Here is a 16,677-nt window from a genome sequence, read left to right on the forward strand (position 1 = left end):
TTTCAAAGTGTTTTTTAAACTGCATTTGACTGTCAAATTCGCATAGACAGCTGCGGAAGTATAGTCAATAATCTTTGTGGTTTTGTAGTCTGAACGGAAGGAAATAAGGAAAAGATGGCCATTCATGTGATTCAGAGTCAGCGCATAGAGGTTTTGCTGCAAGAAATGCTGCGCGCCGGCCATCAGCCATCTGCCAATCCTTTCGAGGCCCTGAAAACGCAGCATTTTATTGTGCCTTCTGCCGCCGTGCAGGCGTGGCTGACAGTCAGGCTCTCGGAACATCAGGGCATCAGCGCCAACCGCTTATTTCATCAGCGGATCCGTGCCTTTCAATGGTTTGCCTATCAGGCGGTGCTGGACAATAAAGAAAAAGTCCGTAAAGCCAATATTCCGCGCATGATTATTAAATGGCGCACGTATCAGGTTTTAAAAGCATTTCTTCAGGCTGCAGAAAACCCGCTGGCGCTTGATCATCCGCTGCACAGCATCATTCAGCGCATTTATGACAGCGCTTCCCGCTTAAGCAGCGGCACCGAACAGCAGCTGAAAAAGCAGGGCATGCTGTATTGGGTATCTGAGCAGGTTTCGCGCTTATTCAGCAATTATATGGAATACCGCGGCCACTGCTTTAAACAGCATGCGGCAGGGCAGGCCTGTGACTGCAGCAGCAACTGGCTGAAAGACTGGGGGCAAAATCAGCCTTTGGATTTAGATCAGCAATTTTTCAGCGTGCAAACAGCTTTTCCTGGGCTGGATTCGAAAGAGCAGCTGGCGCAGCAGCGTCAGGTTTCAGATTTTGCTAAGGATCAGGCTAAAAAACTGGAACAGTGGCAGCGCTGGCTGTGGCACCGCGAGTTCCATGCCGATTTTGAATTGATGCAGGGCATTGATGATGATTTCTGGGCCATCATGGATCATCCTGAAACCCGCGCTGCGGCTTTAGCCAAGCTGCCGAAACAGGTCACGCTGTTTACCGTGCTGGATCTTCCGCCCAGCCAGCTGGCCTTTCTGCGCCGTTTGGGGCAGTACATCGATGTGCTGATTCTGCATTTCAATCCGTCACAGGAGTATTGGGCGGATACCGTCGATGCCAACTGGAAAAAGCAGTATGACGTCAAGCTGAAACAGCGCTTTAAGGATAAGCATCCGCAAGCCAGCGATCAGCAAATAGAGGCCTTTTTCGAAAAATACACACTGGAATACGGCCAGATGAAAGAGTCGCGCCATCCGCTGCTGACCCGCTTCGGCAAGCAGGCGCGCGATCATTTTTCGCTGCTGGTGAATTTGGCGGCCGGTGAAAATGGCGAGGAATGGGAAGATCAGTTTCCTGCGGATTATCAGGATCATTTGCTGGGCAAAGTGCAATATGACATTTTGAATTTGGCTGAACCTGAACAGGGCAGTTTTGCTTTAAATGAACAGGATGATTCCATCCGCATTCATGTCTGCCATTCTGCGCTGCGTCAGCTGGAGGTGCTGAAAGATCAGCTGACCTATTGGCTGTCGCAGGGCAGTGAAGAACGGCCGCGTTCACCGAATGATATTTTGGTGTTAAGCCCTGATTTAAAAGATTTAGAGCCGTTGATCCGCAGCGTATTTGCGCCGCCGCCAAGGGAACATTTTTTTGATGATCAGGCGCAGGCTGAAGCCGTGCGCAAAGACAGTGTGTACTTGCCGGTTAAAATCGCCGGTGTCGCGCCCTTGGATGCACAGAATGCATGGCAGGCGGTGCTGGGGCCGATTCAGCTGCCGCAAGGGCGCTTTAGTTTAGAGGATTTTGCGGACTGGCTGAATTTAAGCGCAGCGCAAATCCGCTATGGCCTCAATGCCGAACAGACGGCGCGGATGATTGAGCTGCTCAGTGAGGCGAAATTTAAACGCGGACTGGATGAGGAGCATTTGCGCCGCACCCTCGCGCCGAATGACACCGATTTCCGCTACAGCTTTAAATTTGCCTTGGACCGTCTGGCGCTGGGTGTGGCTGTTGCAGAGCATGCGCTGTGGGATGACACCTTAAGCTATGCTTTTGTGCGCCGTGATGATTTTGAACTGGTGAATATTCTCATTGAGATTTATCAGGATTTTGCCGAGCGCAGGCACTGGATTGTGGAACATGAAATGGGGCAGCTGCGCAATGTTGAAGAATGGCTGCACTTGCTGCTGCGTGATTTGGAGCGCTATCAGAAACAGGGCGTGACTGTGCTGAAGCCGGTCCGCGATGCCATCCGCAAGCAAATCACCATGCTCACGCTGTCCTATTATCAAGAAGAAGACGGCGCTGCTGAAGCGCAGAGTGATGTGCTGAAAGATATGCAATTGCCGTTGCCCTATGTGCTGCAGGAAATTCAAAGCATTTTGGATGCCCAGATGGATCAGGCTGTGCCATCGGGTCAGATCACCTTTAGCCAGATTGGGCAAATCCGCCCTGTGCCCTATAAGCTGATAGTCATGCTGAATCTGGACAGCGGGCAGTTCCCTAGCCGGCAGTCGCATTTGCCTTTTGACCTGATGGATCTGCTGAAGCCGCATTTGGGCGACCGTTCGCGCTTGGAAGATGACCAGGGCGCATTTCTGGATGCTTTGCTGCTGGCGCAAGACAGTCTATGGCTGTTTTATAACGGTTTTGATATCAATGACGGCGAGGTCCGTGAGCCGTCCAGCGTGGTGCAGGAGTTTATCCGCCATTTGGCGCTGATTGTGCAGGGCAGCAGCGCCAATCCAAATTTACCTGTCTTGGCTAAAATTGAAGGCGATATTGAAGTGCCTGCAAATCTGCAGGCGTTATACAGTGTGCATGAGCTGCAGCCCTTTGAGCTGCAGGGCTTTGATGCGGAGCGCTCTGGCCGCAAAATCCGCTATCAGGACCACTGGTTTCATGTGGCGCAGCAGCTGCAGCAGGCGCAAGGCGCGCGGCAGCCTTGGGCAGCGCAGGCAGCCGCTGTGCTGGCGCCAGCTGAAGTGCTGTTAGACAGTGCGCAGTGGATTAAGCAAATGACCTTTCCTGCCGAGCTGTATTTAAAGACGTTAGGCATCAGCAATTTAAAAGCAGAAGACGGTTTGGCAACCGATGAGCCGCTGCTGCTGAATGGGCTGGAACAGTATGCGGTGCGGCATTTCCTGCAGGATCAGTCCTTAAAAACGTCATCTCTCGAGGCGGCGCAGCCGGAACTGCTCTTGGATCAACTGCCAGTCGGCAAATTTAAAGAGGCGGCGTGGTCGGTGAGCCAGCTGCAGCATGAGCAGCTGTGGCAGCGGGTGAAAGAGGTGATGCAGGCGGAACAGCCGGTATTGACTGCGGTGACGCAGCGCCAGCTGAAAATTGACGCGCAGACGCTGATGCAAATCAGCCTGCCTGAAGCCCCTGTGCCGCAATGGGTGAGCATGACGCCGTCCAGCGCCCGCGGCAAGCGCCGTGCGCAAATTTGGCTGGAATATCTGCTGTGGCTGGCGGCGTTGCCTGCCGATGCGCCGCTGCTGAATTATGAACGCATAGAAGTCTGCAATGATGTGACGATCCGCTGTTCAGGGGTTGGCCCAGAAGATGCCCGTGTACATTTGGCGCGCTGGATGCAGGCATGGCGCTATGGACAGCAGCAGCCTCTGGTTCTGCCGGCTGCCCTGATGCTGGCCACAGATAAAAATAGCGCATTGATCCTGCTGGAAGGCAAAAAGGGTGAAGAGCAGGAAGTGAAATGGCAGGAGAATGAACGCGGTGTTCTGGTCTTGAATCAGTTCGATAAATTGATTTCTAAATGGATGGATCCCGGCGATTTTGCCGCCTTTGACATCCGGCAGGATGAAGCCAATCAGGCGCATGCCGACTGGGCGTTTATTCTGCGTGATCAGGACAGCGTGCGGCGGCTGACGCAAAGCTGTGAGCAGTTTGCTTATGCGCTGTATCAGCCGGTTTACAGTCATCAAACTGCGGAGCAAGCGCATGCAGATTAAGGAAATTGAAAACCCGATCAGCAGCATGCAGTTTCATGGCCTGCATTGGATAGAGGCTTCCGCAGGCACAGGCAAAACGTTTACTTTATCCAGTTTGATGGTGCGCATTCTGCTGGAAAAATATCTGCCGCGCCAAGTCATTGCCACCACCTTTACCCGCAAGGCGGCGGCTGAGCTGAAAAGCCGGATCCGCCAGCGCCTGTATGGCATTCTGCAGCTGCTGGAAAGCCTGCGCAGTGAACTGCCGGCCAATATTGAAGCCCGCGCAAAACTGGAAAAAGATGAACTGGTGCAGGCGGTGCTGGAGCGCAACGCCAATCAAATCGGCTATGCCTGCGAGCGCCTGCAGCTGGTGCTGGATCAGCTGGATGAGTTGTTTGTGGGCACCTTAGACAGTTTCAGCCAAACCCTGCTGCGTGAGTTTGCCTTTGAAAGCGGCAAGATTGAGCGCGCAGACATTAGCCATGATGACAAAATGTATGTACAGCAGCTGGTGCATGACATTTTGCGGGAATGGGTGCAGAACCAGCCGCAGGCCGCTGTAAACATTCTGCTGCAGCGCAGGCAGCTGAAATCTGTCGAAGCTTATGCGGAGCTGATCGAAAAAAGTTTAAATTTCAGCTCGGCAAAACTGAATCCTGTCCCTGCGCCCGCATTCTCTCTGGCTGTGGTAGAGCAGGCGGCAGAGGCCTTGGCGCAGCTGCCGCTGGAGGATTTATCGGCGCTCGAAAATTTCACCCCAGAGGGCGCGTATGCCAAGCTGATGAATCAGCCATGGTCCAAATTTTCAATTGTGGAGGTTCTGAGGCAATTGCCTGCAGCATTGGAAAAAATACAGCAGCAGGGTGCGCAAGTGCTGGTGAATGGACAAGCGCCCGAAGCGTTTAACCAGCTGCAGGCGTTTATCAAAAAGCCTGACCCGCGCAGCGCGACTGGCAAAAAGAAAATTGATGATGCTGAAGTGGACGCTTTGCTGCGCCATCCTGTTTTGGCGGCGGTGCAGGCATTGCTGGAGGCGGTGAAGCAGGCCTCTGCCGATTTAGACGGTTTGGATCTTTACCTGAAATACCATATTGCTACAGAAGTCAAATACCGCTTGCCGCAAGTGCTGCAGAGCAAAGGCGAAACTACTTTTGCGCAGCAGATCCGAACCTTGTCGGAAGCGCTGCAAGGCGAGCAGGGCAATCAATTTTCGGCTTTTGTGCATGCGCGCTATCCGTTGATTCTGGTAGATGAGTTTCAGGACACCAACTTGGATCAAGACACCATGCTGGCGGAAATCTGGCGTCATCCAGCGCGGGTGAAGCAGGGCTGCATGATTATGGTGGGTGACCGCAAGCAGGCCATTTACGGTTTCCGCGGCGGCGACATGCTGACGTTTTTAAAAGCGCGTGAGGATGTGTACCGCAAGCAGGGCAGTTTTTACCAGCTTAAGAAAAATTTCCGTTCCATTGCGCCTTTGGTGGACGCTGTGGATGCCTTGTTCCAGCGGCAAATGGATTTTGGCGAAGATGTCCGCTATGTGCCGATTACCGCAGGCGCAGAGCATGCAGATTTGCATGATCAAGGGCAGATTAACCCTGTGCCGCTGCGCTGGCTGCAATTGGAAAATAAAGAGCAGGAAGCCGAGCAGGTGGCATGGAAAATTCAGCATTTGCTGCAGCAGTCGGCGCAGCAGGAACTGTATTTTACCGAGCCAAAATCCGCAGAGCCTACTGCTGAAAAACAGCCATTAAGCGATAATGATATTGCTGTGCTGGCCACGAATCACAGCGCATTAAATGCGGTGCAGCAGGCATTGCTGTCACTAGGCATCCGTGTCAACCGGGCAGCCAAACGCAGTGTCTTCAGCAGCGCGATTGCGCAGGATGTGGGTGCCGTATTGGCGGCCGCGCTGTCGCCGTATCAGGAAGCCAAAGTGAAACGCGCTTTGCTGGGGCGCCTGCTGGGCTTAAAGCTGAATGATTTGTGGCGCGCCGATTCGCAGACTGCAGACCTGAGCCATTATATTGCCCAGTTTGATCATATCCGTGAGTTATGGCTGAATCAGGGCTTTTTGCCGGCTTGGCATTACTGTCTGAACTATTTCAAAATTTGGGAACGCATTGTCGCGCTGCATAGCCGTGAAAATGAACGGGATGTGGTCAATCTGCGCCATTTGACTGAAATCTTGAGTGATCAAAGTGAGCAGCTGCAGGGCGCGCAGCATTTATTTCATTGGTACTTAAAGCAGCTGAAAGCGCCTAAAGGTCATGAATGGGAGCTTGAACGCCCATTAACCAATGCCGAAGGCGTCAAGCTGATGACTATCCACCAGTCGAAAGGGCTGGAATTCAAGATAGTCTTTTTGCTGAATGCGGACGGCAAGCCGAAAGAGGATAATTCGCTGATCTTCTCCTATGAAGATGTACAGCAGGATGCGCATTGCGAAAAGCGCCGAGTCATTGATATTGGCGGAGGGGCTGCCGATGAGCTGAAAAAGCGGCAGCATGATGAGCGGCGGCATGCTGAGCAGCACCGCCTATGGTATGTCGCGCTGACCCGCGCCAGTCACCGCATTTATGCCGTGCTCAGAACGCAGGATCATAAATCGCTGTACAGCCTGCCGTTTTGGGCCGGGCAAGGTGAGTTCAGTTTTCAGCATCCGCATTGCGCGATAGAAAGCCTGATCGCAGACAGCCCTGCGGCTTTGCATGCCGCGGCGCAGGCTGAACTGGTTTTAGATGCCTTGCCTTTGCCTGAAGCGCGTTTTTATCCGCGCGGCAATACCAGTTTTACCGGGCTGTCACAGCATTTGGCCTACCGCCAGCTGCCGCAGGATCAGCTGGCGCTTCAACCCGTTGCTGAAGACAGTGCAGATGATGAAACAGATCATGTCACAGAAGCGGAATTGCCGGCCCGTGAAATCGACTGGATTAAGCAGCAGTTTCCCAAAGGCACGGTGGCGGGAACCTTCCTGCACAGTATTTATGAGCAGATTGATTTTCAGGATGCCGCAGGCTGGAAGCTGGAAGTGCTGCGCCGCTTTAAAAATGACGGTCCGCAGCTGCTGATTGAACTGCGTTTGAAAATGCAGGAAAGTTTCTCTATTTGGAAAACCTTTGCGCAGGCATGGAAATCCAGTTATGTCCAAGCGGTTCAGCCGCTTTATCAGCAAGTCCAGCAGCTGTTCGGGGTGCAGGTTGCATCGCATGAGCAGCATAAATGGGTCCGCGGCGCATTCATGGAGTTTAACCATCTGCTGATGCAGCGGATTGCCGCCAGTGAGCAGATCAGTCCGCAGCGGGTTGAAATGTTCAAAAATTCAGAACACTATCAGCCTGAACAGCTCTTGGCGCTGCTGCGGGACTTAAGCGGCGAGTTTCAATCGGTTCATGCAGATGACTTAATGCACCGCCTGCAGCAGACAGCGCATGCGCTCAATGCGCAGCAAGTGAAAGCGCCGTTGAAAGAGGCGCCTGCGTATGAAGCCAGAAGCCTGCAGAGCTATGTGGATATGGGCTTTGGCGCATTGGTTGAAAGCATGCAGAATGAAATCCTGTATGTCTTGATGATCCAATGGATACATGATGTTGCCAAGACGCCTTTGCATGCAGATTTCAGCCTCAGCCGCTTGCCTGCCAACAGCCATTTGCCGGAATTTCCTTTCCACTTGGCGCTGTCTGACCAGCCCGTGCAAATCCGGAAAATCCAGCGCCTGTTTAAGGAACAGGGCATTCAGATTGAGGCCTTAAATGAAGCCAATTCTGCACGCTATCTGACGGGCGCAATCGATTTGGTCTACTTTGACGGTCAGCGCTATCATATTGCCGATTATAAAAGCAATTTTTTGGGCAAAACCGAACAGCACTATGCGCTGAGTGAGGTGAAGAGCAGCATGAGCCAATCCAGCTATTGGCTGCAGGCCGCGTTGTATTTAGCTGCGCTGCACCGCTATTTAAGCGTGAATTTGCAGGGCTACGATATTCATCAGCATTTAGGCGGCGCCAGCTATTTATATTTAAGAGGGATGTGCGCCGCGCCGGATTATGGCATTTGCCATTGGCAGCCGGATGCGGATTTTATTCTGCAGCTGGACCATATTTTGGGCTATTTGCATGCGGATAAGCTGTATGAAACTTCCTGAATTATTTAAAAAAGAACAATTAAACAACGTATTACCTTGTGGATAATACTGAGGATAAGCTTGTGGAAAATTCACCTAAACGCTTGAATATGCAGGCTTGGATCAATAGCTTGATTTCGCTGCGCATTTCAGAGGATGCGCAAGAGCCGGCAGCATTGCTGCTGCAGCAGGTTTTTCAAGCGATTGAACAGGGTGACAGCTGTATCCAGTGCGCTGAATCTCAAGCGCTGCAGCTGCAGGGTTTGAGCATTGGTGCAGAGCAGGCTGCTGCTCAAGTGATTGCGCCTTTTATCTTTGACGGCCAGCATCTATATTTATACCGTTACTGGGCTTTGGAACATCAGCTGGCGCAGGCGGCTGCGCAGTTGAAGCGGCAGAATATTCAAACTGCGCAATTGACAGAGCAGCATATGGCGCTGCTGACCGATGCGCAGCAGCAGCGCGCGCTGCAAATGGTGGCTGCAAATGCGCTCAGCATCATTACCGGCGGACCGGGCACTGGAAAAACGTACACCTTGGCGCGAATTATTGCCGTGATGAATCAGCTGAACCCCGGCATCCGCATCGCCATGGCCGCGCCGACCGGCAAGGCTGCGCAGCGCATGAAAGAAGCGCTGCAGAACTCTTTTGATGATGCCAAGCTGCAGGATTTGGTCAGTGAGAATCTGACACGCCTGATGCCCATTACGATTCACCGACTGCTGGGCTTAGGTGAGGATCAGCGTCCGCGTTTTCATGCGAAACGCCCGTTGCCTTTTGATGTCATTGTAGTGGATGAGGCTTCGATGCTGGATTTGAATTTGGCGCAGATGCTGTTTGCCGCTATAGCGCCAGAAACCCGCCTGATTCTGCTGGGAGATGCCAATCAGCTGGCTTCGGTTGATGTCGGCGCTGTGCTGGCGGATTTGCAGCAGGTGCCAGAGCTTGCTTCAAATAGGATTAACCTCATTACCAGTCACCGTTTTGATGGTGAAAAGCTGATTGGGCGCATGGCGGCTTTTATTCAGCAGAATGCATCTGAGCAAGAGGTGCTCGCGCGTTTTGAGCAGGAGATTGCGCCAGCCGGCGCTTTGCAGGCGGTCACGCTGACTCCGGATATGCAGGATGTGGTTCAGCTGCAGTATCTGCCTGAAGAAGGGCAAGGCCATCAGATTCAGATGGATTGGGCCGCCTATTATGATCAGCTGATGCTGGGATTTAAGGCTTATGCTTCGGCCCTGGATGAATATTTGGCTTCAGACAGTGATGCGCCGCCGATAGGCGCAGTCATTCATCATTTTGACGATTACCGGATTTTGGCCGCTGTGCGTCATGGCTATTTGGGGCTGACGGCGCTGAATGAACAGATGGAAGCACGCATCTTAAAGCAAACCGCTCAGGCTAAAACAGGGGAATGGTATACTGGCCGGCCAGTGATGATGACTTACAATGATTATCAGCTGGGGCTGTCTAATGGCGATATCGGCATTTGCTTTGGCCGGAGGCAGGCTGGAAAAGTGCAGTTTTCTGTGTATTTTCCCAGTCTGCAGAAATGGGTAGCGGCGGCGCGGCTGCCGAAAAATATCGAAACAGCGTATGCCATGACCATTCATAAATCACAAGGTTCTGAATTCAAGCATACAGCAGTGGTGCTGGATGCCAATGCGCTGCAATTGCTGAGCAAGGAATTGATTTATACAGCCATTACCCGGGCAAAAAAAGCCGTCAGCCTTTTAGCAGCGCCCTCTGCACTGGCTGCGGCCATGACGGTCAAAACTGCGAGAAGAAGCGGGTTATCCGGTCAAATTGCTCAAAAACTTGGAACATTATGCCAATAATGTGACATATTCGTGTAAGTAATTTCTTACATCATTTCGAGAGATTTGCGCATAGAGCTTTGATTCGGTTTCTGAGAAGATGACTTCACACAATAAAACGCTCGATATGGAATGTTGAGTACAATCGCAAAAAAATAATAATAACGTCATCAGACAGCGAACTTACAGTGAAGTAAGTAAAGAGGAAACTTACAGCCGCTAAGCCTTGCAGTTTTGGGAGAGACTGCAGGGCTTTTTTATGCTGTTTGAGGGGTTGAATGCATGAAAAATCAAGAAATGGCGGATTTGCTGTAAGAAAAAGCTTACAAATAGATGCGAAAAAGGCGGCTTTTTAAACAGCAGTTTTGTGGCAAAATGTACCACATAGGGAAATGCTAGTTAAAACATGGAATGTTTGTTTAAAAGACGCGGAAAGCGCACAAAAACACAATAAATAATAAAATTATAATGAAAAAAGAAGAAACTACAGCGCAAAAAAGCCCGAGCTCTGCTCGGGCTTTTTCTATTCTGAGCAAGAGTTGTGTGTTTATATTGGCAAAAAATACCAGCGTCTGAATAATAACCATGGCTGAAACCATACTTTTTTCAATGAGGGGGCATGAATAGAGTCTAATCTGGCCTGCCGTGGCAGAAAATATGCAGTCAATTGAAATTTATTGAATAAAAAAATTGAACGGAGATTGATCAGCTGCACGGTTCAAGATTTTTATTAAATTGCCATGAAACTTTATTGAAATTGCGGCGATGTATTTTTGCAATCGGGCCGTTTTTCCCTTAATATAATGCACTTGCTGTAGTGATGCACGGCAGTCAAATTGATTTTGAAGAATCAGTTTGATTTGTATCAAATGTAATTTATAAGCATCTCGGAGAAATCGAATGGCTTTAACAAACGCAGATCGCGCAGAGATCGTTGCAAAATTCGCTCGCGCTGAAAACGACACTGGTTCACCAGAAGTTCAAGTAGCTCTTTTGACTGCTCAAATCAATGATTTGCAAGGTCACTTCAAAGAACACAAACACGACCATCATAGCCGCCGCGGTCTTATCCGTATGGTTAACCAACGTCGTAAGCTTCTTGACTACCTTAAAGGTAAAGACGCTACTCGTTACAGCGCTTTGATTGCTGCTTTAGGTTTACGTCGTTAATTCGATTAAACTTTGATTTTCGGACTATTGCATGTCGAATGCCGTAATACTGAAATCTAAAGTCTATCCAACCTTGGTTGGATAATGGGGAAGGGGCGATGATTCGCTCCTTCTTTGTGTCTTAAATGTGTATTTAATGTCTCTAGTGAGGTCGGCTTCTAAGCTTTGTCATTTATGTTGCGGGCTAGTTTTAGCTGAGTGAATGCCAAACCTTAGGGGTCTCCACTAGAATAATTGTTCACAAGAACTAGGAAAAAATAAAACATGTCGATGTTTAATATTATTCGTAAAGAATTTCAATTCGGTCAGCACAATGTTGTGCTGGAAACAGGCCGTGTTGCACGTCAAGCAAACACTGTTGTGATTACAATGGGCGGCGTACAAGTACTTGTTGCTGTTGTTGCTCAACCAAAAGCAAAAGCAGGTCAAGACTTCTTCCCATTGACTGTTAACTATCAAGAAAAACAATATGCTGCTGGCCGTATCCCTGGCGGTTACGGTAAGCGTGAAGGCCGTGCGTCTGAAGCTGAAACTTTAATTTCACGTCTGATTGACCGTCCAATCCGTCCGTTGTTCCCAGAAGGTTACTTCAACGAAATCCAAGTTACAGCAACTGTTATTTCTTCTGACAAAACTATGGATGCTGACATTGCTGCAATGTTAGGTACATCTGCAGCAATGTCTATTGCTGGCACACCGTTCCGCGGTCCAATCGGCGGCGCGCGTGTTGGTTTGATCAACGGCGAATACATCCTGAACCCGAACCACGAACAGTTAAAAGAATCTGATCTTGACCTTGTGGTTGCAGGTACAGAATCTGCAGTATTGATGGTTGAGTCTGAAGCGAAAGAACTATCAGAAGACCAAATGCTGGGCGCTGTATTGTTCGGTCATGACGAAATGCAAATCGCGATCCAAGCGATCAAAGAATTTGCTGCAGCTGCTGGCGCAGTTGAGTCAACTTGGGTTGCCCCAGTTAAAAATGAAGAGCTTCTTGGCAAGCTGAAGGCTGCATTCGAAGCGAAAATTTCTGAAGCATACACCATCGCTGTTAAGCATGATCGTTATGCTGCGCTTGATGCGCTTCAAGAAGAAGCATTGGCTCAATTCGTTCCTGAAAATGACGAAACTGGCATTGCTGATGAAGTTAACGAATTATTCGAAGACCTGAAATACCGTACAGTTCGTGACAACATCTTGTCTGGCAAACCGCGTATTGACGGCCGTGATACTAAAACTGTCCGCGCAATTGACGTACAAGTTGGCGTATTAGACCGTGCTCACGGTTCTGCATTATTCACACGCGGTGAAACTCAGGCGTTGGTAACAACAACTTTGGGTAATACACGTGATGCGTTGATGGTTGATACCCTTGCAGGTACAAAAACTGATAACTTCATGCTTCACTACAACTTCCCTGCATACTCTGTAGGTGAAACTGGCCGTGAGTCTGGTCCTAAGCGCCGTGAAATCGGTCACGGTCGTCTAGCACGCCGTGGTGTTCAAGCAGTTCTTCCTGCAGCTGACCGCTTCCCGTACGTGATCCGTATCGTTTCTGACATCACAGAATCAAACGGTTCATCTTCAATGGCTTCTGTATGCGGTGCTTCACTATCACTTATGGATGCAGGTGTTCCACTTAAAGCACCAGTTGCGGGTATCGCAATGGGTCTAGTAAAAGAAGGCGAGCGTTTTGCAGTTCTTTCTGACATCTTGGGTGACGAAGACCACCTTGGCGACATGGACTTTAAAGTAGCAGGTTCTGCCAACGGTATTACTGCGCTTCAAATGGACATCAAGATCGAAGGGATTACTGAAGAGATCATGGAGTCTGCATTAAACCAAGCGTATGCTGGCCGTATGCACATCCTGAATGAAATGAACCAAGTCATTTCACGCGCTCGCCCTGAAATTTCAATGTTCGCGCCGACATTCCAGGTGATCAACATCAACCCGGACAAGATCCGTGATGTGATTGGTAAAGGCGGCGCAACTATCCGCGCGATCACTGAAGAAACTAAAGCGGCGATTGACATTGAAGACAACGGCACAGTCCGCGTATTTGGTGAAACTAAAGCGGCTGCTTCAGCTGCTGTAGCGAAAATCCAAGCGCTGACTGCTGAAATTGAACCAGGCACACTGTATGTCGGTAAAGTGATCCGTATTGTTGAATTCGGTGCGTTTGTAAATATTCTTCCGGGTACTGACGGCTTGCTTCACATCTCTCAAATCTCGAATGAGCGCATTGCGAACGTTTCAGACGTATTGAAAGAAGGTCAAGAAGTGAAAGTACAAGTTGCGGATGTTGACAACCGCGGCCGTATTAAATTGACAATGAAAGACATTGAACAAGCTTAATTGCCTGATGTTTTGAATTTGTAATATAAAAAAGCCTGCTTGATGCAGGTTTTTTTTATGGCATGATGCAGGGGAGGAAAGACAAATAAGAATTGGGTCCATGCAAATTTATTCATTTTTTCAGCAGCCGGCGGACAAGCATATCTATGTGCAGAAAGGCTGCTTAGATGCATCAGCAGAACCTGAATTTATCTGGATAGACTGCACCCGTGAAGATGTTGTGAACCGCGCTGAAGCGTGGCAGCAGGAAATTGCTGAACAGGCCTCTGTGTGGCTGAATGAATATCACCTTAAAGATATTCTCAATTTAGAGCACCCATGCTCTTTTGACACCATGGATGATTATGATCTGCTGGTGTTCAGGAAACTGATTACCCCTGACGATGACATTAAAACGGGTGCAAAGGCTTTAGAGCAGCATGAGCGTGTTTTTGGGCTGGCTACAACGCCCATCAGCTTTATTATGACGCCGCAGGCGCTGATTACCGTTCGGGAAAAAGGCAACAAGGAGGTAGAAAATTATCTGCAGCGAATCAATGCCATTTTAGCCCGCAATATAGATGAGCAGAATAAAACTAAAAAACTGCCGCTGACAACCCTTGATCTTACGCTGCGGCTGCTGAACAGCATGGTGGATGGCTATTTGGATTTGCGCATGCCATTAACCCGCCGTGTAGAATACTGGCAGCAGGAACTGCTGCAGGGCCACCGCCGGTTCAGCAAATGGCAACAGCTGCTGCAGGAAAACATGGCATTCCAGCAAGTTGAGAATCTCTGCGAAGAGCAGATTGAGTGCCTGCAGGAGCTGCGTGATGAAATTGTCGATAATTACCCGCATTTAAAAGGTAAAAAGAAAACAGAACGGCAAGATATTATGCTGGTGCGGATGGATGATTTAAGCAGCCATATCGAACGGATTCAGAAGCATACGATTCGGCTGCGGGGGGCTGTACAGGCGGCGATTGATCTGCATTTTTCAGCCATTGCGAATCAGACCAATGAAAATATGCGTATTCTTGCGATTATTACCGCAGTTTTTGCGCCGCTGACTTTGCTGACAGGGATATACGGCATGAATTTTGAGTTTATTCCGGGGCTGAAATACGAACGGGGCTTTTGGATTATGCTGGGCATTATGCTGATCACCACGGTATTGCTGATTTACTATTTTTACCGCAGGCATATGGTTGGCCGGGGCGAGAAGAGCGTTATTGATATGCTGGCGCAGCAAAATCAAGATCAGCATTTAAGCTTATTCTGGTTTTTAGATTATGAGCCTCTGAAGCAGACTGTAAAAGGCACGCTAAAAGAGGTGGAAAAGCTGACAAGGATCAAATAAAGCCAGTCACTGGATTTGCCTCACTGTTCCGTGCAATCACGATCTTAAATGCTGCTGCGGCAGCAGAAATGTTCATGGCTGGGCCGTTTCCTTGGGAGGTCAGTTTGCATGCAGATGATTACGGCCTTTTCATTTCCCGAGCCGCACTGTAATTTTGTGCCGGAAATGCACATCACGATCAAGGCTAGGCGCCATGCAGAGTGTTGCCGGAACTGTGCAGATAAGGGATTAAAATGCAAAATTGCCGTTTTGTGTCTGCTTCAGCAGCCGGTATATTTCATCTTTCAGTTTCAGTTTTTTCCGCTTTAAGCTCTCAATATCAATATTGATCAAGTTGACAGGGTCTTGCTCCAGCTGGCAAATCTCCTGATCCAATTCTTCATGCCGCTCAAAAAGATGAGCGAAATGCGGATTGTCCTCACGGAGTTTTTGTATCAATTCCTTAAACTCAGGAAACATATTTTTAATCTTTTTATTGCATTCTTTGGTTTTCATAAGCTTGAACAGTTCTCTCAGATAAATGAAAAAAATATCCAGCTTCCCCAGCAGCGCGGCTGCTGGGGAAGAGATCAGAATAGATTAGTGGGGCTGGAATTGCTGATGTTTGACTTGACGTCGCAAGTTCTGTACTTCATCAATTAAATCCAGCATCATGGCCACTGCCGTAAAGCTGGCATCAAAGTCCCGCTGTAAACGGTATGCGCGCCGCGCGCGGGAAATATCATCGCCAAAAAACTGGTGCACGCGGCTGTCAGGCCGGTTCGGCAAAATATCGTACTCCAGCAGCTGCAGCACCCATTCTGGGCTTTGTCCGCAGGCTTGGGCGAAATGCTGCAAGTCAAAACTGCGCTGTTCATCGACAATTTCAGTCTGTTCGCAGCCGTCAGATACAATTTCACGGTAATAAATTGTTGTCATGAGGGTACTCCTTAAGGCTGTCTAGGCTTAAATTGCTGAAATGCTTCAGCAAATGCCTTATATGCCTGCTGCTCTTCCGCACTTTGAGCAGGAGGGGTTACTATATTTAATACCAAATACAAATGACCGGATGTTTTATTTGGTATCCCTTTATCTTTAAGGCGCAGCTGCTGGCCTGTTTTTGCATTTTTCGGCAAATTGACCTGAACTGTACCGCCATCCAAGGTTCTGACTTGAATGCTTTCCCCCAGAGCGGCTTCCCATGGCGCTACATCAACAGTCATATACACATCTGCGCCTTCGGCGTGCAGCCGCGGACTGCTGCGGTAATGCACTTCAATATACAGGTCACCATTGGTGCCGCCATTGATGCCAGACTGGCCTTGACCGCTGAGGCGGATTTGCTGGCCATCCTTTAAGCCTTTTGGAATTTTAACCTGCAGCGTTTTGCGCTGTACTTCAGGTTCCCCATAAGCATTTAAAGTTGGAATCTGCAGGGTAATATTCTGGGTGGCGCCTGTGTAGGCAATGTCTAAATCAACCTCGATACTGGCGTGCTGGTCTTCGCCTTTATACGGCTGCTTGGTCCGGCGGCTCTGCTGATACTGGCTATGGCCGCCGCCAAAACCGGAGCCAAAGCGGCCAAACAGATCTTCAAATCCGCTGAAATCTGCCTGCTGGCCATTTTGACTGGAACTGTAGCGGTAAAATTGTGAATCATCAAAACCGGAACCGCTGCGTTCAGCTTGACCGCCAAATTGGCCAAAGCCTTCAGGATGATCCAGCTGAAAGTCATACTCCTGCTTTTTTTCTTCATTGCTTAAGGTGTCATAAGCGACATTTATTTCCTGCATGCGGGTTTCGGCATCGGTTTCTTTGCTTACATCCGGATGATACTTCCGCGCCAGTTTTCGGTAGGCTTTTTTCAGTTGATCCTGTGAAGCATCACGCGGTATGCCAAGCACCTCATAATAATTTTTTGCCATATTCTCTACTATGAACTCTGCTTAATATTGATAATC

The 16,677-nt window shown here is 49.4% G+C and carries 9 protein-coding genes; 6 read left to right on the forward strand and 3 right to left on the reverse strand.

The genetic code is table 11. From position 1 onward, the window contains the following. Nucleotides 1-114 precede the first annotated feature (114 nt). The 6 genes from F941_RS01560 to F941_RS01590 all read left to right on the forward strand — a co-directional run bounded on the left by F941_RS01560 (nt 115) and on the right by F941_RS01590 (nt 14,737). The gene (locus F941_RS01560; RefSeq protein ID WP_005007052.1) at nt 115-3,948 is read left to right on the forward strand and encodes an exodeoxyribonuclease V subunit gamma; all 3,834 of its coding nucleotides are present in this window, start codon (nt 115-117) and stop codon (nt 3,946-3,948) included. Then, nucleotides 3,938-8,074, forward strand: coding sequence for a UvrD-helicase domain-containing protein (locus F941_RS01565; RefSeq protein ID WP_005007053.1), 4,137 nt, complete (start codon nt 3,938-3,940; stop codon nt 8,072-8,074). Before F941_RS01560 ends, F941_RS01565 begins: the two co-directional genes overlap by 11 nt. An 89-nt stretch (nt 8,075-8,163) precedes the next feature. After that, nucleotides 8,164-9,891 carry an exodeoxyribonuclease V subunit alpha gene (gene recD / locus F941_RS01570; RefSeq protein WP_051065817.1) on the forward strand — a complete coding sequence of 576 codons (1,728 nt, stop codon included), beginning with the start codon at nt 8,164-8,166 and terminating at the stop codon, nt 9,889-9,891. Nucleotides 9,892-10,770: 879 nt separating this feature from the next. Then, nucleotides 10,771-11,040, forward strand: a complete 270-nt coding sequence (rpsO, locus tag F941_RS01580; RefSeq protein WP_005007057.1) for a 30S ribosomal protein S15 — start codon at nt 10,771-10,773, stop codon at nt 11,038-11,040. Between the two features lie 270 nt (nt 11,041-11,310). Beyond that, a complete protein-coding gene (pnp, locus tag F941_RS01585) occupies nt 11,311-13,398 on the forward strand; it encodes a polyribonucleotide nucleotidyltransferase (protein ID WP_018572722.1) in 2,088 nt (695 codons plus the stop codon). Between the two features lie 100 nt (nt 13,399-13,498). After that, nucleotides 13,499-14,737, forward strand: a complete 1,239-nt coding sequence (locus F941_RS01590) for a magnesium transporter CorA family protein (RefSeq protein WP_005007062.1) — start codon at nt 13,499-13,501, stop codon at nt 14,735-14,737. Nucleotides 14,738-14,965: 228 nt separating this feature from the next. Here F941_RS01590 and F941_RS01595 read toward each other — a convergent pair whose 3' ends face one another. The 3 genes from F941_RS01595 to F941_RS01605 form a co-directional block, all read right to left on the reverse strand. Beyond that, nucleotides 14,966-15,232 carry an HP1242/YdcH family protein gene (locus F941_RS01595; RefSeq protein WP_005007065.1) on the reverse strand — a complete coding sequence of 89 codons (267 nt, stop codon included), beginning with the start codon at nt 15,230-15,232 and terminating at the stop codon, nt 14,966-14,968. Between the two features lie 84 nt (nt 15,233-15,316). Beyond that, on the reverse strand, nt 15,317-15,655 hold the full coding sequence (locus tag F941_RS01600) for a chaperone modulator CbpM (RefSeq protein WP_005007066.1): 339 nt from the start codon (nt 15,653-15,655) through the stop codon (nt 15,317-15,319). 11 nt (nt 15,656-15,666) lie between these two features. Beyond that, the gene (locus F941_RS01605) at nt 15,667-16,641 is read right to left on the reverse strand and encodes a DnaJ C-terminal domain-containing protein (protein WP_005007067.1); all 975 of its coding nucleotides are present in this window, start codon (nt 16,639-16,641) and stop codon (nt 15,667-15,669) included. Nucleotides 16,642-16,677: the final 36 nt, after the last annotated feature.

It is taken from the genome of Acinetobacter bouvetii DSM 14964 = CIP 107468 (assembly GCF_000368865.1).
In the GTDB taxonomy this organism is placed as follows: Bacteria; Pseudomonadota; Gammaproteobacteria; order Pseudomonadales; family Moraxellaceae; genus Acinetobacter; species Acinetobacter bouvetii.

Bases quoted from the DNA above. Each gene is read 5' to 3' on its own strand.
- F941_RS01560 (WP_005007052.1), top strand. From the start codon at position 115: ATGGCCATTCATGTGATTCAGAGTCAGCGCATAGAGGTTTTGCTGCAA.
- F941_RS01565 (WP_005007053.1), top strand. From the start codon at position 3,938: ATGCAGATTAAGGAAATTGAAAACCCGATCAGCAGCATGCAGTTTCAT.
- recD (WP_051065817.1), top strand. From the start codon at position 8,164: ATGCAGGCTTGGATCAATAGCTTGATTTCGCTGCGCATTTCAGAGGAT.
- rpsO (WP_005007057.1), top strand. From the start codon at position 10,771: ATGGCTTTAACAAACGCAGATCGCGCAGAGATCGTTGCAAAATTCGCT.
- pnp (WP_018572722.1), top strand. From the start codon at position 11,311: ATGTTTAATATTATTCGTAAAGAATTTCAATTCGGTCAGCACAATGTT.
- F941_RS01590 (WP_005007062.1), top strand. From the start codon at position 13,499: ATGCAAATTTATTCATTTTTTCAGCAGCCGGCGGACAAGCATATCTAT.
- F941_RS01595 (WP_005007065.1), bottom strand. From the start codon at position 15,232: ATGAAAACCAAAGAATGCAATAAAAAGATTAAAAATATGTTTCCTGAG.
- F941_RS01600 (WP_005007066.1), bottom strand. From the start codon at position 15,655: ATGACAACAATTTATTACCGTGAAATTGTATCTGACGGCTGCGAACAG.
- F941_RS01605 (WP_005007067.1), bottom strand. From the start codon at position 16,641: ATGGCAAAAAATTATTATGAGGTGCTTGGCATACCGCGTGATGCTTCA.